This is a genomic window from Vibrio sp. MACH09, assembly GCF_033238805.1.
GTDB lineage: Bacteria > Pseudomonadota > Gammaproteobacteria > Enterobacterales > Vibrionaceae > Vibrio.
Map to the genome: position 1 here is coordinate 2,531,550 of NZ_BSFZ01000001.1, position 22,856 is coordinate 2,554,405.

18 protein-coding genes are annotated in these 22,856 nt (G+C 42.8%); 3 read left to right on the plus strand and 15 right to left on the minus strand.

Annotated features, from left to right (window positions below; all coding sequences use genetic code 11):
• Window positions 1-4: 4 nt before the first annotated feature.
• From CHJ_RS11355 to CHJ_RS11385, 7 genes are all read right to left on the minus strand, one after another.
• Complete coding sequence (locus CHJ_RS11355) at window positions 5-1,057, minus strand: UDP-glucose--hexose-1-phosphate uridylyltransferase (protein ID WP_171751382.1); 1,053 nt, start codon at window positions 1,055-1,057, stop codon at window positions 5-7.
• Between the two features lie 63 nt (window positions 1,058-1,120).
• The gene (gene galE, locus CHJ_RS11360; protein WP_317917707.1) at window positions 1,121-2,131 is read right to left on the minus strand and encodes a UDP-glucose 4-epimerase GalE; all 1,011 of its coding nucleotides are present in this window, start codon (window positions 2,129-2,131) and stop codon (window positions 1,121-1,123) included.
• A gap of 276 nt (window positions 2,132-2,407) precedes the next feature.
• Window positions 2,408-5,545 (minus strand): beta-galactosidase, encoded by a 3,138-nt coding sequence (locus CHJ_RS11365; protein ID WP_317917708.1) that lies wholly within the window; start codon window positions 5,543-5,545, stop codon window positions 2,408-2,410.
• Window positions 5,546-5,573: 28 nt separating this feature from the next.
• Window positions 5,574-7,691 (minus strand): alpha-galactosidase, encoded by a 2,118-nt coding sequence (locus CHJ_RS11370; RefSeq protein WP_317917709.1) that lies wholly within the window; start codon window positions 7,689-7,691, stop codon window positions 5,574-5,576.
• A 179-nt stretch (window positions 7,692-7,870) separates the two neighbouring features.
• Window positions 7,871-9,097, minus strand: coding sequence for an ABC transporter substrate-binding protein (locus CHJ_RS11375; RefSeq protein WP_317917710.1), 1,227 nt, complete (start codon window positions 9,095-9,097; stop codon window positions 7,871-7,873).
• A 147-nt stretch (window positions 9,098-9,244) separates the two neighbouring features.
• A complete protein-coding gene (locus tag CHJ_RS11380) occupies window positions 9,245-10,096 on the minus strand; it encodes a carbohydrate ABC transporter permease (RefSeq protein ID WP_171751378.1) in 852 nt (283 codons plus the stop codon).
• A complete protein-coding gene (locus CHJ_RS11385) occupies window positions 10,096-11,016 on the minus strand; it encodes a carbohydrate ABC transporter permease (protein WP_171751377.1) in 921 nt (306 codons plus the stop codon). Before CHJ_RS11385 ends, CHJ_RS11380 begins: the two co-directional genes overlap by 1 nt.
• A 322-nt stretch (window positions 11,017-11,338) precedes the next feature.
• On the opposite strand from CHJ_RS11385, the gene CHJ_RS11390 reads away from it, so the two are divergent.
• The 3 genes from CHJ_RS11390 (at window position 11,339) to CHJ_RS11400 (ending at window position 15,032) form a co-directional block, all read left to right on the plus strand.
• A complete protein-coding gene (locus CHJ_RS11390; protein WP_317917711.1) occupies window positions 11,339-12,424 on the plus strand; it encodes an ABC transporter ATP-binding protein in 1,086 nt (361 codons plus the stop codon).
• Between the two features lie 178 nt (window positions 12,425-12,602).
• Window positions 12,603-13,661 (plus strand): phosphatase PAP2 family protein, encoded by a 1,059-nt coding sequence (locus CHJ_RS11395; protein WP_317917713.1) that lies wholly within the window; start codon window positions 12,603-12,605, stop codon window positions 13,659-13,661.
• Between the two features lie 213 nt (window positions 13,662-13,874).
• Window positions 13,875-15,032, plus strand: coding sequence for an HD domain-containing phosphohydrolase (locus CHJ_RS11400; protein ID WP_317917714.1), 1,158 nt, complete (start codon window positions 13,875-13,877; stop codon window positions 15,030-15,032).
• Between the two features lie 25 nt (window positions 15,033-15,057).
• On the opposite strand, the gene CHJ_RS11405 is transcribed toward CHJ_RS11400, so the two are convergent.
• From CHJ_RS11405 to CHJ_RS11440, 8 genes are read right to left on the minus strand one after another with little or no spacing between them, the layout of a single operon-like run.
• On the minus strand, window positions 15,058-16,071 hold the full coding sequence (locus CHJ_RS11405; RefSeq protein ID WP_171751374.1) for a tetratricopeptide repeat protein: 1,014 nt from the start codon (window positions 16,069-16,071) through the stop codon (window positions 15,058-15,060).
• 16 nt (window positions 16,072-16,087) lie between these two features.
• Window positions 16,088-17,038, minus strand: a complete 951-nt coding sequence (locus tag CHJ_RS11410; protein WP_171751373.1) for a type II secretion system F family protein — start codon at window positions 17,036-17,038, stop codon at window positions 16,088-16,090.
• A gap of 1 nt (window position 17,039) precedes the next feature.
• Window positions 17,040-18,005 carry a type II secretion system F family protein gene (locus tag CHJ_RS11415; protein WP_171751372.1) on the minus strand — a complete coding sequence of 322 codons (966 nt, stop codon included), beginning with the start codon at window positions 18,003-18,005 and terminating at the stop codon, window positions 17,040-17,042.
• 9 nt (window positions 18,006-18,014) lie between these two features.
• On the minus strand, window positions 18,015-19,469 hold the full coding sequence (locus tag CHJ_RS11420) for a CpaF family protein (RefSeq protein WP_171751371.1): 1,455 nt from the start codon (window positions 19,467-19,469) through the stop codon (window positions 18,015-18,017).
• 17 nt (window positions 19,470-19,486) lie between these two features.
• On the minus strand, window positions 19,487-20,701 hold the full coding sequence (locus CHJ_RS11425; RefSeq protein WP_171751370.1) for an AAA family ATPase: 1,215 nt from the start codon (window positions 20,699-20,701) through the stop codon (window positions 19,487-19,489).
• Window positions 20,702-20,711: 10 nt separating this feature from the next.
• A complete protein-coding gene (locus CHJ_RS11430) occupies window positions 20,712-21,203 on the minus strand; it encodes a TadE/TadG family type IV pilus assembly protein (protein ID WP_253822002.1) in 492 nt (163 codons plus the stop codon).
• On the minus strand, window positions 21,200-21,625 hold the full coding sequence (locus CHJ_RS11435) for a TadE/TadG family type IV pilus assembly protein (protein WP_171751369.1): 426 nt from the start codon (window positions 21,623-21,625) through the stop codon (window positions 21,200-21,202). Before CHJ_RS11435 ends, CHJ_RS11430 begins: the two co-directional genes overlap by 4 nt.
• Before the next feature lies 1 nt (window position 21,626).
• Entirely contained in the window at window positions 21,627-22,844 is a 1,218-nt protein-coding gene (locus CHJ_RS11440) for a pilus assembly protein TadG-related protein (protein WP_317917715.1), read from the minus strand.
• Between the last annotated feature and the right edge of the window lie 12 nt (window positions 22,845-22,856).

Genomic DNA, 22,856 nt, shown 5'->3' on the forward strand with positions numbered 1-22,856 from the left:
CTGTTTATCGATCTTTATAATGAACATCACTCAATTCACGCAATTTGGCTGCGGCCTGCTCTGCGGTTAAGTCACGCTGAGACTCTGCCAACATTTCGTATCCCACCATAAACTTACGTACCGAAGCAGAACGTAACAGAGGTGGATAAAATAGCGCGTGGAGTTGCCAATGCTCAATGTCCGTTCCTTGTTCAAAAAACGGTGCATAATGCCAGCCCATGGAGTAAGGGAAAGAGCATTGAAATAGATTATCGTATCGGCTAGTTAGCTTTTTAATCGCCAGAGCAAGATCATCTCGCTGCTCATCACTAAGTTCATTTAATCGACGAATATGACGTTTAGGCAATAGCATGGTTTCAAACGGCCAAGCAGCCCAGTACGGAACAACCGCTATCCAATGTTCTGTCTCTACGACTGTTCGTTCGCCATCTTTTAGCTCAGCTTGAACATAATCAACTAACAGGTTTCGGCCATATTGCTGGTAATACTCTTTGAGGTGTCGCTCTTTGCGCTCAATTTCATTAGGTAGAAAGCTATTGGCCCATATTTGACCATGTGGATGAGGCTGAGAGCAGCCCATTGTTTCACCCTTATTTTCAAAAGCTTGAACCCAAATAAAATCTTTACCTAACTCTTCAATTTGTTCATTCCAAGTGTCGATAACACCACGGATTTTTGCCACCGGTAGTTCTGGTAAGGTTTGGCTATGATCGGCAGAAAAACAGATGACGCGACTTAATCCTTGAACACCCTGAGTTTTAAACAGAGGATTATCCGACTCTGGTGCCTCAGGAGAGTCCACCATTAATGCTGCAAAATCATTCGAGAAAACGTATGTTCCTTGATAGTCTGGGTTAACATCCCCGGATATACGAGTGTTGCCTGCACATAAAAAACAATCCGCATCATAGCTAGCAAGTTGCTCGACCGACGGCTTTTCATCTTGCCCACTCCACGGACGTTTAGCACGATGTGGAGAAACTAAAATCCACTGTCCAGTTAATGGGTTATACCGACGATGTGGATGATCCACCGGATTAAATTTTATATCAGACATACAAGCTCTCAATAATTGCGATTGTTCAGACAACTGCAGCCCAGCTATCCGAATAGTGTTTGTTTAATACCCTGTCGGGTTTTGTGATTGCCAGTTCCAAGTATCAGCGGTCATATCTTTTACTGTGCGTGTCGCCTTCCAACCAAGATCTTTCTCTGCTTTAGCTGTACTTGCCCAACACTCGGCTATATCACCTGCACGACGTTGACAAAGCTCATAAGGAATCTGTTTTCCACTCGCATGAGCAAAGGCATCCACCATTTCCAGCACGCTAGAGCCATTCCCTGTGCCTAAGTTATAGACATGCAGTCCCGCATTTTTGCCCACCGATGTTAACGCGGCTATGTGTCCGTCCGCCAAATCCATTACATGAATGTAATCACGTACACCAGTACCGTCAGGTGTAGGGTAATCGTTTCCAAATACTGACAGTTTTTCTCTACGGCCGACGGCGACCTGAGCAATAAACGGCATTAGGTTATTTGGAATACCTTGAGGGTCTTCTCCCATGGTGCCAGACGGATGTGCACCAACAGGGTTAAAGTAACGAAGTAGAGTGATACTCCAATCAGGCTGGGAGTCAAAGAAATCTGATAAAACACCTTCTACCATATACTTACTTCGGCCATATGGGTTGGTTGTATTGCCAACGGGTGAGTCTTCGGTGATAGGCACAGAAGTCGGATCGCCATAAACAGTGGCAGAAGAACTAAAAATGATGCTCTTTACACCAGCATCCCGCATAGCAGAAACTAATACCAGTGAACCGTTAACATTGTTGTCATAATACTCAATCGGCATACTGACTGATTCACCGACCGCTTTAAGCCCGGCGAAATGGATTACAGATGTAATATCGTGTTGACTGAAAATGTCAGCGAGACAAGTTTTATCACGAATGTCCCCTTGATAAAAAACAGGACGAACACCAGTTAGCGCTTCAATTCGATCAAGCACCGCTAGCTTACTGTTGCAAAGGTTGTCAATAATGATGGGCTCAATGCCAGCCTGTATCATTTGAACACAAGTATGACTGCCGATATATCCCATTCCACCAGTAACAAGAACTTTCACATTGCCTCTCTTTACATGCTCTGCATGCTAACAATTACATTTTTAATGTTCTCATTTCGAACATATATGAAGTGTAGAGTCTATCCCTTAGTTATGCTGTGATCAAAATCAAACTTGTGTAAACGTTTCCATTAATATTTAAACTTACCAACAAAACAAGAAGGCTCTAAAAAACAATCACTAACCAAACAGTAAATTGATAGGCATTCTTTATGGTTATAAAACACCGTCCTATTGGTGAAAAAAGCCTCACTTACGCGAGGCTTAATCTCTACATTATCCACTGATCGTCAGTTGATAACGATAATGCTTATCCTGCAATAGGTATTCGTCATGAACACTCGGACTCCAAGAGTCATCACCACCCACGCCCATATGCTGATGATCAAGCCGTAAATAAACGGCCCCCTCTTCAACCAGTTCATTAGGGTGCTTAACGTCTGTAATTTGCTGTGACGAATAAGCATTGATAGAGAACTGAAACTCCCCTTTCACAGTGATATTACCCACTTCCAACCACTGAGTCTTACAACGCAAACCGCTCTCTGTTGGGTAAATATATGGGGTGAATAATTCCGATAACGGCTTTTGATAGTAGCCTATTCTCGCAGCTGCACACCTGTCGGGATAGTTTTCAAACGGCCCTAGTCCGTACCAAGCGACATCGCTGTCGACAATGTCAGGGTTTAACGCGAGTTCAATACCCACTCGAGGTAATGGCGGCAAGTGCTCACTAAACTGTACATCCACCGTCAATGTTACTGACCCATCGATATCAACCAGATACTGCCAACAAGTCAGTGCCATTAACTGCTGACCAACACGATAAGCAAAGCGACTACTCACTTGTACTTTATCTGCAAGTTTGTTCAGCTCGCAGCTGTAGCACTCTTTATCCCACTCTCCTAACGATACATTTCCCCAGCGAGTGACCCACGCATTAGGATCGACGAAGTCGGCTTCACTGGTACCGATATCATTGTCTAGTGGAGCACGATAAAAATTATCTTTAGGTGTGGCAGCTAATAACGGTTTACCGGTTTTATCCCACCCAACCAGCTCACCATTTTTGCGGTTCCAGCTAAGCTGTTGCTTGTCAGCAAAATGAATCAACCACTGCTCATCTGTCTCAGTTATCTCTAAAGGCGTGGCTTTTGTTGGTGGAGACGCAATAACTAAGCTCTGTTGATTAATGACTTTAAACTGCTCGGTTGCAATAGTATGGCCGGCCTCTGCCCACCGATTATCGGCGATAAGTTTGACATCAATATTAAGTTGGTAATCACAACCCGCTTTTAATAAATAATCACACCGTATTTTCCAATTAAAGCTTGAATCTGCCGCAATTTTTAGTGCCTCTGAATTAAGGGCGACAGGCATACCATCTTCTAACAAGGTCCAGTAAAAACTGTATTGAGAGCTATCATCAAATAACTGTTCGTTTGTTACTTCAATATCCCAACGTAATGTCGACTTATCTGTTTGCTCGCTAAGCAAAGCAAATTGATAAGGTTGTTGGCAGTACTTGACTTCAAATAGCGTTGGATGCGCGGTTCTATCAGGGAAGATAAGACCATTAATGCAGAACTGACGATCATTTTGACTATCATTAAAATCGCCACCGTAACCCCAATAGGAGTGACCTTGTTGATCCTGCTTAACGATTCCTTGATCAACCCAATCCCAGATAAAGCCACCCTGCAATCGAGGATATTGACGAAAGGCTTGCCAATATTTGTCAAAGCTGCCGATACTATTCCCCATAGCATGGGCATATTCACAGAGGATAAGCGGTCGTGTTTCATCCGGCATACTGATCCATTTCTTAATGGCCCATTTAGGCACAGCAGGAAATGGTTGGTCTTGGTCAACTCGCGAGTACATAGGGCAAATAATGTCTGTAGCACTGCTATCTGCACCACCACCTTCATATTGCACAGGGCGCGACGGATCTCTCTGTTTCGTCCAGGCATACATAGCATTATGATTGCCCCCCTGACCAGACTCATTGCCCAATGACCAAATAATCACACTAGGGTGGTTTTTATCCCGCTCAACAAGCTTGGTCATACGCATCATATACGCTCCAGCCCACTGAGGGTCGACGGATAAACGTTCCATAGGGAACATACCATGCGTCTCTACATTAGCTTCGTCTACCAGATACAAGCCATATTCATCACACAGTTCGTACCATCTTGGGTGGTTAGGATAATGCGCCGTTCTTACAGCATTAAAGTTGGACTGTTTAAGCAGCTTGATATCCGCAATCATACTCTGTTCGTCTATCGCATGGCCTTTGTGTTGGTCATGCTCATGACGATTAACCCCTTTAATTAATAGAGGTTTACCATTGAGACGCAGTTGCCCCGATTGAATATCTAGATTGCGAAAACCAATGTCATACGCTTCAATGTCTACACTGAGACCTTGTTCATCAATTAAGGTTATAACGCAGCGGTAAAGATTTGGTACCTCTGCACTCCAATGCTTAGGCTGGCGAATAGTCGTGGATAAGAAAACTTTATCATCCCACCCCCCTTTCTCATCAACAACACGATTTTGCACACCCGCTATGACAGGCTCAGAAACGGGAGTAAGGCCGTCAAACAGTTGCATTTGTACCTGATGATGATGTGGATTAACTAAGGTTATCTCTGCATCCAACACGGCATCACGGTAACAAGCATCAAGTTTAGGCTGAACAAAGACATCTGCTATCTGGCAGTGAGGTTTTGATAACAGAGTGACATCTCTAAATATGCCACTCAACCACCACATGTCTTGATCTTCAAGATAGCTGCCATCGCTCCAACGCAGCACCATCACAGAGAGAGTATTCTCTCCCAGGGACAAATAAGAAGTTAAGTCAAACTCTGCGGGTAAACGGCTATCTTGTGAATACCCAACCCACTTACCATTACACCAGATATGAAATGCTGAGTTTACACCGTCAAAAACCACTCTGGTTTGCATCTCAAGCTCAGCTTTAGAGATTGAAAAATGACGACGATAACAGCCAGTCGGATTATCTTGTGGGACAAATGGTGGATTAATCTCAAACGGATATTTGATATTGGCATAGATAGGGTTATCTCGTTTTCCCTCTTCTTCACCTTCAAGGAGAGTAAATTCATCCCCCTCAAGTTGCCAGTTACTGGGAACCGTAATGGCGTTCCAAGCTGTATCATCAAAACCAACCGCTATAAATTCTGCTGGCACTAACTCAGGCTTAGCATACAGATTAAACTTCCAGTTACCATTAAGGCTCACTCTGGATGAGTTTTGTTTTTTTAGCGCATCATCTAAACTGACAAAATGATTTAGAGGGCTATGTCCTGCTAGCTGATTGGCTTGAAAAGATTGTGGGTTCTCCCAATCACGACGAGCAATCACTGACTCAAAAGTTATCATTGATATTGTCCTTTATTGTTATTGTCCTTTATACGGCTTTGATATAAATCAGCAGAGCGGTTTCAGGATCTTGAACTGGCATAGCCAGACCAATTTCATTTAATAACTCACCGCGAATAGGCGTATCCGAGTCCATCCATGCCGGCCTTTTTTTCATGAGCGCATTGCTAGAATTAGGGAAATCAACCACCTCTACTTGATACGACTTATCGTCATCTAAGTAAATGGTTCTTAATGGTTCGGATACCGCGTAGTCAGGCATGGCAAGCTGGCAAATAGATAACAACATTTCATTGTTATTTTTCACCCCATAAATATTGCGAGTTGAGTCATTGCAATCAAGATAGAAGGCATCGCCGCTATGCAGTAAATTTCGGTACTGTTTATGTAGTTGAATATATCGAGCAAACTGCGCCTTCTCATCGTCACTCTCTTTAACCGGATCCAACTCTACTCCCATATGACCACCTAACGCTGTAATACCACGCAAGTTGATATCGTGCTTACGCCTAGTTGTATGGCTTTCATAAGGGCCAATGTGTGCCCCCATAACTTCAGGAGGGAAAAAGTAACTGAATCCTTTTTGAATGGCCTGCCTCTCTAGCGCATCGTTACAATCTGATGTCCAAAAACGTTTGGTTCTCTTGAGGACTTCAAAATCAATACGACCACCACCAGAGGAACAAGACTCAATTTCTACATTAGGATGCTTTTTGCTTAACTCATCTATTAGCCGGTAAAATGCTAAAGTCTGACCATGCACAGCAGGGGTTCCATTATGAGCGGGCTGAACCAACTCACGGTTCATATCCCACTTGATGTAGCCGATATTATATTGACTTAACAGATCATCCAGACAGTTATACAGATAGCTAAAGCACTCTGTATTTTGCAAATCCAACAGATATTGCCAACGGCCGCTAGGCTGTTCATAGCCATCAATGCCTAGCAACCATTCTGGGTGTTTACGGAATAATTGAGAATCCTTGTTGACCATCTCTGGTTCAACCCATATGCCAAACTCCATTCCTTGCTGGTTAACATGCTCAATAACAGGCTCAAGACCATCGGGGTATTTTTCTTTATCTAAAAACCAATCACCTAAAGCCGCTTTCTCACCATTACGCCCAACAAACCACCCATCATCAATGATAAATCGTTCCACCCCTATTTCGGCAGCTTGCGTGGCCATCTGCATAATGTATTTCGGATCATGATCGAAATAGATGCCTTCCCACGTATTAAGGTGAACAGGTCTTACCTTATTCTCTTCAAAAGAAATGATATTTTTACGGGCATAACCATGAAACTTTTGACGAATACCGTTTAACCCACTCTGGCTGTAACAAGCATACAACTCAGGTGTTGTATAACTTTCACCCGTTTCCAGCACTGATTCACCCGCTAACAATAACTCTCCTAGCTGCGCAAATCGGCGACCATCGCTTTTGGTTTCGCACCTTAGATGATGATTTCCACTCCAGCCTAAGTGGAATCCCCATACTTCGCCTTGCTGTTCAGAAAAGCCTTTCTTACCTACCATCATACCGGGGAAGTATTCATGAGAGGTACGCCCTCTGCGATTCTCCTGCACAAACGCCCCATGATTTAACTGAACTCTCTGGCTATGAAACTCTCTGCTCCATCGACCATGAAAACTCATCAGCTCATCTGCTCGGTTAGGCAATGGCAAGGTATTCGTCATGTGAGACAAGTGGTAATTTTGCTTCGATAAGTTAGTTAAGGTGAGCTTTTTCTTTAATACACCATCGACACTCAGGTTGAGGTCAATAATGAGTTCAAGTCCTGCGACGAGATCACTGCAAACAAACTTGGCAGTACAATCCGTCACGCTCTGCGACACGGTTTCAAACACTGGAGCCCAATCTAGATTAAGGCCATTATCGGCAACCCGAAACCCTTCAATTCCCGCTTTATTAAATAAGCCGCGGCCGTTCTCAGGACACAGTGTTAACGGAATATCGACATCTAATCTTGCTTGAGGCACAGCCCTATCAATCATAGAGACGATGATCTCATCGGTATTGGTAAGCTTCTTACCCCAGTAAATAATTTGAGGCATAGGGTGAGAGAGAAGCACTACGCTCACATCAGCGCAGCTCAGATGAATAGTTTGAGTGTCCATATTCTTTAGCCTGTTAATTTGACGACAATAGCCATACCATTTGAACAAAATCAACAGTAACAAACGCTTGGCTATATTAATTTGAATAAGAAACTGAATTGAACGCTGATAATTTATTATTCGAAGTAATATAGGAAAAAATCGCGGCCCTACCGAGCCGCGATAACTATTTTTCGAGGTTATTTAAACTCTCTTTGACGCACTTTTTCTAAACGCTTAAGAATGCTATCCAAACGCTCAGGCTTAACCATAAACTCTTGGAAACCTTTCATGCCTTCTTTCGCCATGGCAGGAGTGGTATCGCGGTCATAGAACTGCGCTGTACCCGCAGCATTACCAAGCATAGTTACACCTTTATTTAGGAACTCGTTGTCCTTCGCTTTCGCTTTACTATTGGTAGGGATCTGCAACATTTTTTCATTAATTAATTGCTGATTTTCCGCACGAGCTACGAACTCAAGGAATTTACGCGCATCCACTTTGTTCTTCGCTTTTGATGGAATATGTACTGTATCCATAGGCGCATCTTCCGCCATTGGTACAGCTGAGTCGATCATAGGGAACTGGAAGAAACCCATTTTTCCATCAAGCTCTTTCGGGAAGCTCGGCGTGATAAAGTTACCAATTAGGTACATAGCCGCTTTGCCGTTATATAGGAACGGTTGTGCTTCCTGCCAAGAGTAAGATGCATGGTTATCAAGGTAATAGCCTGGCTCAACCAACTCTTTCCAATTCTCAAACGTTTTCTTAACGCGATCATCAGTATAAGCCACTTTTCCGTCCATCAACTGAATATGGAAATCTAAACCGTTGGTACGCATATTGATGTAATCAAACCAACCCGCAGCTGTCCATAAGTACTTAGTACCGATAGCAAACGGTGCAATTTGATTTTTCTTCAATGTTGCAGACGCCGCTTTTAGCTCTTCCCACGTTTTCGGCTCAGCGATACCATACTTCTCAAACAGATCTTTACGGTAGTAAACACCCCATTGATAATATGTATATGGCACACCCCATTGCTTGTCGTTTATCGTCATTGCAGGGGCCGCTGATTTGAAGTCTTGCTTCATATTGTTGTCTGCCCAGATGTCACTGACATCTTCAAACAAACCACGGTCTACAAATGTTTTCATACGGTTACCCGCATACCAGAAAACCACATCCGGTGGAGACGTTACCAACCAGTTACGAATGGTTGTTTTGTACGCCTCATGGTCATACAAATTATATTTCACTGTAATGTCTGGGTTTTCTGCTTCAAAACGCTTAACAATCTCACCCCACGCCGCTTTTGGCGCTGGATCAGATGCATCAGAGTTGATTACCAGAGTACCTGCATAAGCTGATGCTGAGAGAGTAGCGGTAAGCATTGCAGATGTAGCAATATGTTTCACATATTTCATATTGAGGTCCTTGTTATTAGAGCCGAAGCTCAAGTTGGTCCAACTAATTATTTTTTTAGCTTTATATCTCAATTAATTAGGGTTAATACACTTAGGTATCAGTACGACAAATCAGTGGTGCCAATCGCTATGATCGGCACCGACTCATTACCCTTTGGTCGCACCTAAAGTTAGCCCGGCAATAAAGTGGCGTTGCATGGTAAAGAACAGCACAACAGGCGGTATTGCAGCAACAACTGCACCAGCAGACATAAACTGCCATGATGCTAACCACTGTCCTTGTAGAGAACTTAACCCTGCCGTTACCGGACGTACTTCATCACTTTGTACCAGCACCAATGCCCAGAAAAAGTCATTCCAGATAAAGGTAAATACCAGTACAGAAAGCGCAGCTAGAGCAGGACGAACTAGCGGCAATACGATATGCCAAAAGATCTTCCACTCATTCACACCTTCTACACGCGCCGCTTCTATCAGTGCATCAGGAATGCCGACAATAAAGTTGCGCATAAATAAGGTACAAAAACCGGATTGGAAAGCGATATGGAAAAATATCAGCGCCCAATGCGTATCATAGAGCCCAAACGCGATGGTGAGATCACGCACTGGAATCATTAGAATTTGGAAAGGAACAAAGTTACCAGCGATAAACATAGCGAAGATCCAGATGTTCGCTTTAAAGTTATATTTAGCCAGTGCAAACCCTGCTAACGTTGACAATGCCACTGCACCCGCGACGGCCGGAAGAGTGATCATCAAACTATTTAGCAGGTACTGTCCCATTGGTGTTGCAGTAAAAACCTGAGTGTAGTTTTCAATAAATTGAATTTCGCTTGGCCAACCCCAGTAATTACCTTTATTGATGTCATCCATAGAGCGAATAGAGGTCATCATCACCGCTATCAACGGCAACAGCCACATTATAATGGAGATAGGTAGTGCGACTCGGTAGCTTATATTGGTAAAGCGTCCTGATTTTTGAATTGGTTGCGGATACATTATTTTTCACTCCTCAACATACGCCACAAGAAGTAAGCGATATAAACATCCATAATTAAAAATAGCACCACTGAAACAGCTGCACCGTAACCCATGCGATAGTTAAAAATTGACTCTTCGTACATTTGATATGCCAGTACCGTAGAGCTGCCCCATGGACCACCCGCGGTCATAGTGGCGACTAAGTCAAATGAACGTAACGCGCCAATAACCGTAACCACTATGGCAATGAAGGTAGCAGGACGAAGCTGAGGAATGACGATATACCAAAGCATTTTTAACTTTTTGGCACCATCTAATCGAGCGGCTTCAAGTTGTTCAGGATCTAAATTGTTTAACCCGGTTAAATACAGAATCATGCAGTAAGATATTTGAGGCCATAAACCTGCCGCGATAATACCGTAGGTCACATACTCTTCATTGGCGAGGATAGAGATCGGCGCAATACCGAACCACCCTAGAGCGATATTTAACAGACCAAAACTTGGATCGTAAAACCACGCAAACACCAAACCAACAACAACTTGAGAGATGACAAATGGGAAAAAGAAAAGTGATTTAACAACTCGAATCCCTCTCACCTGTTGGTTTAAGAATAATGCGATGGCCATACCAATAGGAGGCGCTAGCATAAAGAAAACCAACCATAAAAAGTTGTTTTTCAATGAGGTATAAAAAGTATCAGAGTCAAATAGCTCTACATAGTTATCGAAACCAACCCACGTTTTATCACCTAAACCATCCCAGTTATAAAAACTTAAAATGATACTATCGATAATTGGATAGATAACATAAATCAAAAAAACCACGATAGCTGGTGCTAAAAATAGCCATGGTGATAGTTTCGAGCTCACTCGCCTTTTCTTACTGACCGAAGGCATACGGTTCTCTGGGTAGATCGTTTTCACTGAAGGCTCCATTTTTCCGACACTCCCACTAGATACGTCGAAATTCTGTACTCGATTGACCTGTCTAAACCAAAGCATCTAGACAGCAACTAAACTGACATACAGCCATAATTTCGACAGCTTACGAATTTATAATAGAACCAAGGTAGAAATTTTGCACAGTTAAGATGTCATTTTGTAAACGTTTCCACAAAAATCGTCTGAAATCGTGTTAGAAGTATGACAAAGATCAACAATTCCAGTTTCGCCACTAACAAATCTCAACAAATCGAGTATGTTTTATACACAAGCAGAAATTGCATATACCAGCCAAACTGTAGCAAAGGAGTCAGTAATGGCAGACATTACGTTAAAGAAAGTTATAAAACGTTTTGGTGATGTACAAACAATTCATGGCATCGATTTAGAAATTGAAAACGGCGAATTCGTTGTATTTGTTGGGCCATCCGGTTGTGGTAAATCAACGCTATTACGTCTGGTAGCCGGATTGGAAGAGATTACCGAAGGTGACATTCATATTGGTGATACATTGGTAAACGATATTGATCCAGCTGAACGCGGGGTTGCTATGGTGTTCCAGTCTTATGCTCTCTATCCACATATGACGGTTGAAGAGAACATGGGATTCGGCCTTAAGATGAATGGAGTGCCGAAAGAGCAAATAGAGAAGCAAGTTGATCTTGCTGCCAAGACCCTACAACTGGATAAATTGCGTAAACGTAAACCAAAAGAGTTGTCAGGTGGTCAGCGTCAACGTGTGGCCATTGGACGTGCGATTGTTCGTAATCCAAAAGTGTTCCTATTTGATGAACCACTATCCAACCTAGATGCAGAGTTGCGTGTTGAAATGCGCCTCCAAATAGCCAAATTGCATCAAGAACTACAAAACACCATGATCTACGTCACCCACGATCAAGTGGAAGCGATGACACTAGCGGATAAAATCGTGGTATTAAGAGATGGGAAAGTAGAGCAAGTAGGCTCCCCGTTAGAGCTTTATCATAAACCTGCCAACGAATTTGTTGCTGGTTTCATTGGCTCCCCACGTATGAACTTGGTTCCTACTAAAGTTACCGCTATTGAAGAGAGCTCGCTCACTCTCACCACAAATGATAAACAGCAGTTTACTGTTCCACTACCAAAACGTGACGTGACAATAGGTGAAGAGATTACTTTCGGTATTCGCCCTGAACACCTGTTAATTAACGATGAAGCTGACATCAAAATCAACTTCCAGAGCGAAGTTGTTGAAAGGCTTGGCAACAGTACCTATATGTTTGGACAGTCATCTGGAGTGGATAGCTTTAAAGTTCACTTGCCGGGAGACCAAGAGGTAAACAGTTACGAAAAAGTGCTACTTAGCTGTGTAGCTAGTGACGTACATCTTTTCGATAAACAAGGTCTTTGCATCACCAGTTAACGACTTTCCTTAAGCAATTGCAGAGTTTTTCTCTATATTGTATTTTTGGCGAACTTAGGTTCGCCTTTTTTTGATGCTAACTTTTTTGAAATTTCAGCCGATTAATTACAATCTCAGCTCTGTCACAGCTTGGTTTTCTGACATTCTCTGCTAAGTTAACAATAGAGGTGTCGCCTAAGTGTCTATTAATACTCGTTCCATTTTTCGTGCTCTTGTTGCTCTCTACCAAGATAACAACAACGTCTACAAATACAGCACTTTTATTCTTCTCTCTGTCACTGGCTTTTTTTTCTATCAAGGCTCGCTTTCTTCTATCCGTTTTTCACTTTATATCGATACTATCGATACGGTTGCTGCGACGCTCATCCTATCGTACTTAAGCTATTTCCTAATAAGAATGGCCATTAAAAAACACCCTTCACCAGTTAAAGCTCTGCTTAATGAGCTGCGTATTCAGATAAGACAGCCGAAACGAATCATCTCTTTCCTGTTACTTTTTATCGCTATCAACTTAATTTTATCCCTCTATACTTCGATCAAATCGACCATTGGGGCCATCTACCCTTTCCAGTTAGATTTGACCTTACACAACCTCGATAAACTCATACACTTTGAAACTGTTCCATGGCAGTTTACTCATGCACTGTTTCCTTCTCCCTATGCATCATCAGTGATCAACATCTTATATAATTTGTGGTTTTTTATTGTCTGGGGAACACTATTGGTCTTCATGTTGCAGCCAAAAGCTAGCCGAGAAAAATTCCTCATCTCATTCATTAGCTGCTGGATTATCTTAGGAGGAGTAATAGCGATACTACTAGCCTCGTCTGGACCTTGCTATCTGGCACTGCTAGAGAACAACAGCATGCATTATCAGCCACTATTTCAACGGCTCGCAGAGCAAAATCAAGTATTAGAGTTACAAAACTGGCCTCAATTGTGGGCATTGGAAACCCAGCAAGCATTATGGCAGGCGCACACAAACAATACGCTTGATTTAGGCAGTGGCATCTCAGCCATGCCAAGTATGCATGTTTCAATGGCGACGCTTATGGCACTTGGTGTCTCAGCTCAAAACAGAGCCCTAGGTTGGCTGTTTTGGATTTACGCATTGGCGATTTTAATTGGCTCTGTTCATCTTGGTTGGCATTATGCTATAGATGGATACGCGAGCATTGTCGCCACTATTGTCATCTGGACCGTCGTCAATCGTTATTACGACAAACATCTTTTGTAAATGCCGGTAATTGAATCAACGTCCAGCAATAGAGCAAACAAAATTGAAATGGTTATCTAGCTCAGTTTTAACGGATCAAGTGCAAATAATCGCGGCTTAGAAAGCGAGATAATTGGTCACATTCCTCCTTTAGCAACTAGAATTAAACTAAGATTGTTGTATTTTTTGTCAGGCCCTCTCATTACCTGACCGTTGTTTTGTTGGAAAATCAGTATGCAAAGATTAAATAATAATGACACAACCGCCATGTATCATTCTCATCCAAACCAAATAAGCTCTCTACACCACGAGCTGGAAGAGTTGCATGCTCGGGTAATGACAACAATACCAATGTTAGATCGCATTGCGGTTGTGGCCTACGACCAAAAAAACGACCTGTTAAAAACATTCGCAGAGAGTACTCAATCTTTAGACATTTTTTCTCATCACGAATTTCCGTTAAAAGAGTGCCGCACACTAAAGCAGTGTGCCGATAATAATGAACCTCGAATCACCGACGATATTCCTAATGAATATAGCCCAGATTCCGTTCATTCAAACTGGCTGATAGAACACGGCTATCACTCATCCTTTACCGTTCCCATGTATCACTTACAACAGTTTATCGGTTTTATTTTCTTTAACTCAAAACAGAAAGGGCTTTTTACCACGGCAGTACAGCAAGAATTAGTGCCATTTTGCGACTTAATCAGTTTTGTTGTAAACGCTGAATACTCATTACTTCATGCCATTGTTGCGTCTGCGGAGCTAACCAAAGAGTTATCTCCCGGCTATAAGAATGAATCAAAACAGCATATGGAACGCATAGGTTATTACTCTAAAGTGATAGCTCGAGAAGTGGCCGACGTCTATCAATTAGATGATGAGATGATAGAAACCATTCATCTATTCGCCCGGCTGCACGATATTGGCAAGTCGGCACTGCCTACCGATATTTTACTCAAACCGGATTCGCTAGCTGGTAGTGAACGTAAGAAAATGAGGAATCATATTGCCGATGGTATCGACTTGGTTGATAACATCATAGATAACCTTGGCTCTCCGATTCATCCTTGTGTCGATACGCTAAAAAGCATTATTGCCTGCCACCAAGAGTTCCTTGATGGTTCTGGTTATCCAAATGGATTAAGCCATGAAGATATACCCGTCTCCGCCCGTATTGTTACGGTCGCCAATATTTTTGATGCATTAACCAGCCACAGACCTTATAAGCAGGCGTGCTCTGTTGCAGCGGCGATGCTGGAACTAGAAAAGATGGTCGCCAATGGCAAACTGGATGGAAAATGTGTATCGGCGTTAAGAAACCACCAAAGCTATCTGGCTGATATTATAAAGCAGCATCCAGAGTTAGATCCTAGCGAACAACACTGAAATCACTTATAAAAACCAAAATCCACTATTTGATTTTGGTTTTACTTTTTGCTCTCACCTCAGCTAACGCTCTGTTTAAATTCTCATTAGCCACCTTATAATAGGACGGCTTTTTGTCGATAGCCTGCTGTAAATAAGGTATTGCCTGCTCAGGTTTGCCGTGGAGCATAAGAAAGTAGCCGACATTATTCAGCGCTTCTGCTGGCCCCATTTGACGCATAAAAACATTCAGTGCCTGAGGGACTTCCTCTAATGCAAGGTGAGTCAGCGCTAAGTTATTCAGCGCCCTTTGGTTACTGGGATCAATCTGCAATGCAGAGGTCATTAGCCGTTTAGCTATATGGTAATTACCACTCATATAGTGAGAATAACCTAGGTTAATCATGGTTTTTGATGAACGCGGATCTATCTCCAACGCTTTTTCATAAAAACGCTTAGCGAGACCATATTGCGCGTCAATATCCGCTAATACGCCCAACCCCATATAACTCATTTGCGGAGAATCTTTATCAATCAATAGCTGAGCGACTACAGACTCCGTTAGTTCACCATAGTCCCGAACGAACGCCCCACTGGTTAACCGTATTTGATCGACAGAGATGGATTTAAAAAAGGCGTTTCTTCCCTGCGGAATCATGCCTCTTTTACTGTATAAAACGCCTAAACTCTGCAAAGTCACCACATTGTTAGGGTTAAAGTCTAACGCACGCAAAAAGGATTTTTCTGCCAGCTCAGTATTCCCTCGTGCTAGGTGTATCTCTCCTATGGTATTTAGACTGCGATCCTGAAACTTACCATCAGAAAAAGCCAAAGAACGAATATATTCGTATAACGCTAAATCATAGTTTTGACTATCCAGTGCGGCATCCCCTCGCTGGATTGCTTCAATCTCACTTACTGGAGCTTCCTCTGCCAATAAACTATCAATAGGATCTCCAGCATAGAGTTCACTATCAAAATCCGCTGTTTTGTCATCACTTGCACAAGCGGTCAAAATACTGCTCAGAAATAGTATTGCCAGTCGTTGTTTGACAGTCATATCGACTCCTTGGCGATCATAATGTGGTAAATATCGTAATAAGTGCTGGTCCGATGGCGACAATAAAGAAGCATGGCCAGATAAGTAAAATCATAGGAAACAACATTTTTGTCGGAATTTTTGCCGCAACTTCTTCCGCTTCCTGTTGGCGACGATCGCGATAATCTTCGTTATAGTCTCGCAATGTTTTTGCCAAACTCCCTCCAACCCGAGAAGCATGGTTTAACATTTTTACTAAACCGGTAATTTCATGCAGACCAGTACGACGAATCAGCTCATTAAAAGCGTCTTTAATGGTCACCCCGGCTTGAATTTTCACACAAACCGTATCGAGTTCATCGGCAAAGTCAGGATGAGAAACCGTCAGCTCATTAGCCACTCTCTGCATGGCAGCATTAAACCCCAATCCAGACTCCGTACATACCACAAGAAGATCTAACGCATCAGGAACCGCAGATCGCATTCGCTCTTTTCGTTTACCAATATATCGTTCAAGTATCAGGTTGGGCAGAAACAGACCTACAGCGACGGAGAGCAGTATTAAGATATTGGTGTATTTAAACTCACTCATATAGAAATAGAGCGCCACTGCGATAATGACTCCGACAACCCCTGTTAAGGTTTTTATCGCATAATAGATGGAGAGTGCATTTTTTTGATGAAAACCAGCGTTCATCAATTTCACACTAACGGACTCTCTCTCTTTACTGCTAGAGGGCGTAAACACTGGCGACAAAGACTCTAAGGTGTTCTCCAGCTTATGGCTGCGTTTTCGGTTATGAAGCTCTTGTGCTGACACCTCTTCTAAACGTTTTTTTAATGGATCTTTGCTACCAATAATGATTAGACCAATGGCAATAACCAATAAGGAGGTGGCAATGGCGATGGCCCCTAACAATAACCACTGAGAACTGATACCAAGCTCGGTTATATCGAATTGAGTGAGGAGTTGAAACAGGGCATCCATTTTACACTCCTATATTGATTATTTTTCGAATCCAGAGCGAACCCAAAAACAGCAGCACAATACCTCCGGTTACCATTTGTAGCCCGATAGGCTCTTCATGTAACGGCGCTACATAGCCCGGGTTAATAATCCGCAACCCCAAATACAGAGCAAAAGGTGATAGCGTTAATATCCAAGCTGACATTCTCGCTTCCGCTGACAAGGTTTTAATTTTACGCGCTAACTTAAACCTGCCTCGTAACACATCGGAGACTTTCTGCAGGTTTTCACTCAAATTACCCCCAGTCTCTTTCTGTAATAACACCGCACTTGAAAAAGCCAACATAGAAACCGTAGGAGTTCTATCTGCCATCTGCAAAATAGCCAAACGTAGATCATAACCATAATTAAGTAGATTAAAGGTGTTCTTAAACTCAACCCCGATTGGCGGTGGCATTTCCATCCCGACTTCATTAAATGCTTGATTCAGCGGCTGACCCGCTTGCAAAACTCGACGAATAATATCCAATGCTTCTGGAAGCTGCTCTTCAAATTTAGCGAGTCGAGCCGAAATACGCTTATTAAGAAAAACAAACAGCATGATCCATACCGCGACACCAGCTCCCAACACAAGCAGCAATAGTTGTCCCATTAAAGCAAGAATCAGCATCACCATAAGACTGACAAGTAATGTCATTGCTAACGTTTTACTTAAGCCCCAGCCAATACCGGATAACTCCAGCAGTTTTTTTAAATCAGAAAAGAAAGACCATTGAACAAGTTTCTTTTCAAAAGGTGTTAGCCCTTTAAGGTACTGCTCTTGAAGCAGGGAACGACTCTCTTCGTCTAGCTCTTGTTGCGACTCTCTTAAGCGAGCCGCGAGTTCCTTATGTTTGGCTTTCTGTCCTGCTGCAGGCAATAGCAATGCTTGCGAGATAAATACAATGGAAAAAAACAGCAATAATAGAAAGAGCGTTGTATCTTGCATCATTTTCTCCTATTTACCGACATCATTAAAAATATCGAACGGTAGATTTAAGCCCCGTTGCCTTAAATGCTCATGGCAGGCAGGAACGATTCCGGTGGCAACATAACTACCGATAATACCGCCCTCTTCATCCATACCCTGTCGTTGGAACTTAAAGATCTCTGACATGGTAATTATCTCCCCTTCCATGCCATTAATCTCTTGAACGCTGACCATTCTACGCTTACCGTCTTCTTGGCGTTCCATCTGTACTACGAGATGAATTGCCGACGCAATTTGTGCACGTAAGTTTTTAGTCGATATATTCCAACCAGCCATTGAAAACATGTTCTCTACCCGACTTAGCGCATCACGAGGGGTATTGGCGTGTATTGTCGCCAATGAACCATCATGCCCGGTATTCATTGCCGCCAACATATCAACCGCTTCACTGCCGCGAACCTCACCAAGTACAATTCGATCCGGCCTCATACGTAATGAGTTTTTAACTAACTCTCGCTGACCAATTTCACCTTTACCTTCTAAATTTGCAGGTCGAGTCTCCAACCGAATAACATGCGGCTGTTGAAGTTGCAGCTCTGCCGAGTCTTCAATAGTGATAATGCGTTGATCGCTAGGAATAAAACCGGAAAATATATTCAAAGTGGTCGTTTTACCTGAGCCAGTACCACCAGAAATCAGTACATTCAGTTCACCCTCAACCGCAGCTTCAACAAACTGAGCCATAGCAGGTGATAATGAGTTAAAGCTCAGCAGGTTTTCCATTGTCAATTTATCCACCGCAAATCGACGGATAGAAACAGAAGGGCCATCGATCGCTAAAGGAGGGATAATGGCATTAACACGAGAACCATCGAGCAAACGGGCGTCCACCATAGGTGATGATTCATCAATACGTCGGCCTACTTGGCTTACAATTCGGTCTATAATGTTTCTTAAGTGTCTATCGTCTAAAAAGGTGTGAGGCGTCCTCTCCAACTTACCAAACCGTTCCACATAGACACTTTTCGCACCATTAACCAATATGTCTGATACCGTTGAATCCGCTAACAATGGTTCCAGAGGTCCAAGACCAAATACTTCATCCTCAATCTGTTTGATGATGCGCTTACGCCCTTCAGCACTTAATGGATGAGTATTGTCTCCAGACATTAATTGAACAATGGCTTCATGTAGGTCATTCTTAGCACGTCGCTCATCTAAGTTTGCCAACAAACCGAGATCGAGGGTTTCTAATAACCGCTTATGAAAGTAGTGTTTGGTATCCAACTCTTGCTCAATAATTTTTCGACTTTCATCAACCGCTTTCTCTTTTTCTTCTCTTTCACGAATTTTTTTATCCAGAGCACTTTCACCAGAGTTCGCTTCATCTAGTTCTTTTTTCTGCTCTTTCGCCTCTTCTATACTGGCTTGTTGCAGTTTATCGTCAAACTCTGAACCGATATTTTTTCTTTTAAAAAACATCTCTTCCCCCTAAGCAATTATGAAAAGAACCGTGACAACCAACCCTTTCTTTCTTTGGCTGGTGAAGAAATATGGTGAGATATTTCAGCAACGGATTTTGCAATAGCACTCTTCTTTTTTGTTATCACAATAGGGTGGCCAAGATTGGCGCACTCAACTGCGACTTTATACTCATTAGGAACAAGATGAAGCGCGACATCTGCAATGGTATTTTCTATATCTTTAAGACGAATAGGTAATCGTTTTTCGAATCGATTAAGTACCACCTCGATATCTTCTTTTGGGTGCCCATAGTCAAACTGGAGAGAGTTGATCAACTGATTGGTTCGCTTAATGGAGATAAGATTTTGTTGAGCAATCAGATAGAGACGAGTCGCCGGCGCGACGATTGGTGCAAAAGTACTATCTATCCCTCTAGAAAGGTCAAGCACCACATAGGCATAGTGTTGTCGTAATATGGGCAATAAACGGCTGAAGTTTTTAGCATGTTTATAGTTTTCTGCGGATGAACCTTCAAAAAAACTTAAAGTGTGTAGCCCTGAACTATGCTTACTCACCATGGAACCTAAAGAGACTTCATCTAACTCAGGTAAAGCATCAATCGCATCGACAATACTGTAGGTCGGGCGAATATCTAAATACTCAGGTACCACACTAAATTGCAGATCCAAATCCACCAGCAATACTTCATCAGAGTGGTAACGAGCCAACTCTACCGCTGTATTCAGTGCAATGGTAGTGGCGCCTGAGCCTCCCTTAGTATTAATAAACAGAATCAAATCACCCAAATCCCGACTTGCGACCTTATCCTCAGCCGTTTTCTTCAACATCGGCATTAATTCGCTGATGGTTGCTTTATCAGAAAAGAAATCCGAAGCCCCCATTCTCAACGCGATTCGTAAGGCACCATTGTCCGCTTCGTTACCAAATACAATCAAAGATGCCTCATGTCCCTGCATACCTGGCTCTTCATTTTGTATATCTATAATTTTCTTTGCCCAATTAACGCCTGTTTCTACATAGACAATATCGGGTTCACTTTTAGATGCTAATCCATCTACGGTGAAAGAGGTTAATGCGATGACTTCCACATTCAAGTTGCGACACTGAGCTAACTCTGCCTGCATATGGTTACGAAACATCTCCGTGGCATAAACAAGCCAGATCGATAAGTTTGCCTTTAAGGTAAACTTATTGTCTCCATTGATTGATAGCTTTACCGCTTCACCCATTGATGTACTCCTAACAGTCGGTCTTTTTATCGCCAGTGCGATTTTTGGTTTCTCTAAGTACCCCTAAATTTTCTGCTGGCACCTCCGTAACGAAATCTGCAAACGCATCACCAGAAGTGAACAGAGGAAATAATGAAAAAGATTGATACCCCACATTACTAACTGTAGCTCGTACAGATGCAATTGCTGCATAATTTGATGCCGGATTCGTCACTATCCCGCCCGAGTTATTTAAATACTGAATAGTTAGATTGGAAGCACTAAACGTACTGGGAGCTATTTCGACAATACTCGGCATAGTGGCAATATCTGCATCACCAACCTGACACACCGTCGCTAAACGAGCGGCTTTTCGAGTAATGTCATTAAGCGTTTGAGCGGTAAACATGTAACGGCCCGCATCCATAATGGTAAAGAGCACCAACAATAAAACCGATGCGACAATAGTGAACTCCACGATAGCAATGCCTTTTTGATGGCCTTTTCTATTTATCAACATCATGGTTTTGACCTCATAACCATAGAGGTCGTTAAAGGAATATTAAGAGAAATAGTGGTGAATGGTAACGGTGAGAAAAAGGGAATATATTGATATACTCCGGTCACCGTTACATAGTTACCTGACTCAGCCACAGTGACAGAAGCAGGGGTTAACGTATCCAACTTGGCTGAACCAGTACCACTTGTATTGCCGTACACCACCATATTTTTAATTTCACTTTCATCAGCAATGCTATCGGCTGTATTAGAGACCCCTCGCACCGCATACCTTGCTCCGCCATGTACCGCTTTGTTCAGTACCGTGTAATCAATGAACGCTTGGCCAAAATCAAATATACCGGCCATGATCAATAACAAAACAGGCAGCGACCATAAGAACTCAATAGCCGCAATACCTTGTTGTTTATGCTTACTATTCGACATATTAAGAGTCCTCATTTAATGGGTCTTCATAGAGAACGATCTTGTAAGGCCCATCTGTTGTGGAAGAGCCATCGTTATATGAGTTTTCTGAGGTACAATCCCTTAAAAATTCTCCAAAGACATGTTGTTTTTTACCGTTATTTGTTGGCGCTTTTTGCAGCAATAAAAAACAACCCACGCCATCCACTGGGAAATCGTTCACCCCTCCGGAAGGATTAGCACAATCAATAACTGGAACCGCTAGCATTCTTCGGCCATTAGCTGGATTTGAGCCACATGAAGACGATCCACCATCAATACACGCTGCTCGCCCTGCTTCATAATCCGCCGCGCCCCAGCCACTTGGATTGACAATCGCTCCACTGTTATTCACTGAGATTGCAGGACTGGGTTCACCTAAATAGATATCTGGGGGGAAGTCAGTGGCATTTAACCCTGCTGAATAGTCACCAAAACGAGTATTTAAGCCTTGACCAACAGGACCCACGGTATTACCAGGCTTAGTGGTAACATCACCATTTAAATCAATACACCCTTCATAGCCACCCGCTAAGTAATCCCGAACATCAGAGCCACCAGAGCCAAAATCGAGCAATTGATAGTTGCCAGAACCCATGGGGCTAGATGTACTATCCGGCAGTTTTAGAGCTACAACGGAACCAGAACCGTAGCCCCAACCATCATTAGATGAACCACCGTTATTGCAAACGGCCATCGGGACAACATTACATATATTGCTACTTGCCGCACTCGGACCTGCAACGGCACTCGCACTGACTTGCTTATTAATCCCAAAAACTTGCAAGAAGTAACTGGTCAGAGTGTATTGACTTACTGCGACCCGAACATAGATATCTTCGGATAAAGAAAAAGAAGGATCGGGAAATACTTCCGGATCATTGGTATAAGTAAAGCTATAGGTACCTTGCGAGAAATCCAGCTCACCATTTCCGCTCGCACCCGCTATCGTGGTTAGAGTTTCTTTGGCGGCAGCGGTTGCTTTAACGGTATCATCAAGCTCGTCCGCGATAGAAGCGGCCGCTAACGCTGCCGCATCAACCGCATTTTGCAGTCGAGAGCGGTTAAGTAACGCATGATTAATATCAATGGCTAAAGCAGCAAAACCAACCAAAACCATCATCCCTAATGTCACTAATACTAGCACCAGCCCTCGCTGACGCCGATAAGGATATGGGGGGTTGGTTACATATCTATCCATTTCATTTCACCT

Excerpts from the sequence above, each read along its gene's own strand:
- CHJ_RS11400 (WP_317917714.1), top strand. The coding sequence starts at position 13,875 with ATGCAAAGATTAAATAATAATGACACAACCGCCATGTATCATTCTCAT.
- CHJ_RS11380 (WP_171751378.1), bottom strand. The coding sequence starts at position 10,096 with ATGTATCCGCAACCAATTCAAAAATCAGGACGCTTTACCAATATAAGC.
- CHJ_RS11405 (WP_171751374.1), bottom strand. The coding sequence starts at position 16,071 with ATGACTGTCAAACAACGACTGGCAATACTATTTCTGAGCAGTATTTTG.
- CHJ_RS11415 (WP_171751372.1), bottom strand. The coding sequence starts at position 18,005 with ATGCAAGATACAACGCTCTTTCTATTATTGCTGTTTTTTTCCATTGTA.
- CHJ_RS11440 (WP_317917715.1), bottom strand. The coding sequence starts at position 22,844 with ATGGATAGATATGTAACCAACCCCCCATATCCTTATCGGCGTCAGCGA.
- CHJ_RS11410 (WP_171751373.1), bottom strand. The coding sequence starts at position 17,038 with ATGGATGCCCTGTTTCAACTCCTCACTCAATTCGATATAACCGAGCTT.
- CHJ_RS11390 (WP_317917711.1), top strand. The coding sequence starts at position 11,339 with ATGGCAGACATTACGTTAAAGAAAGTTATAAAACGTTTTGGTGATGTA.
- CHJ_RS11375 (WP_317917710.1), bottom strand. The coding sequence starts at position 9,097 with ATGAAATATGTGAAACATATTGCTACATCTGCAATGCTTACCGCTACT.
- CHJ_RS11420 (WP_171751371.1), bottom strand. The coding sequence starts at position 19,469 with ATGTTTTTTAAAAGAAAAAATATCGGTTCAGAGTTTGACGATAAACTG.
- CHJ_RS11355 (WP_171751382.1), bottom strand. The coding sequence starts at position 1,057 with ATGTCTGATATAAAATTTAATCCGGTGGATCATCCACATCGTCGGTAT.
- CHJ_RS11430 (WP_253822002.1), bottom strand. The coding sequence starts at position 21,203 with ATGATGTTGATAAATAGAAAAGGCCATCAAAAAGGCATTGCTATCGTG.
- CHJ_RS11435 (WP_171751369.1), bottom strand. The coding sequence starts at position 21,625 with ATGTCGAATAGTAAGCATAAACAACAAGGTATTGCGGCTATTGAGTTC.
- CHJ_RS11425 (WP_171751370.1), bottom strand. The coding sequence starts at position 20,701 with ATGGGTGAAGCGGTAAAGCTATCAATCAATGGAGACAATAAGTTTACC.
- CHJ_RS11385 (WP_171751377.1), bottom strand. The coding sequence starts at position 11,016 with ATGGAGCCTTCAGTGAAAACGATCTACCCAGAGAACCGTATGCCTTCG.
- CHJ_RS11365 (WP_317917708.1), bottom strand. The coding sequence starts at position 5,545 with ATGATAACTTTTGAGTCAGTGATTGCTCGTCGTGATTGGGAGAACCCA.
- CHJ_RS11370 (WP_317917709.1), bottom strand. The coding sequence starts at position 7,691 with ATGGACACTCAAACTATTCATCTGAGCTGCGCTGATGTGAGCGTAGTG.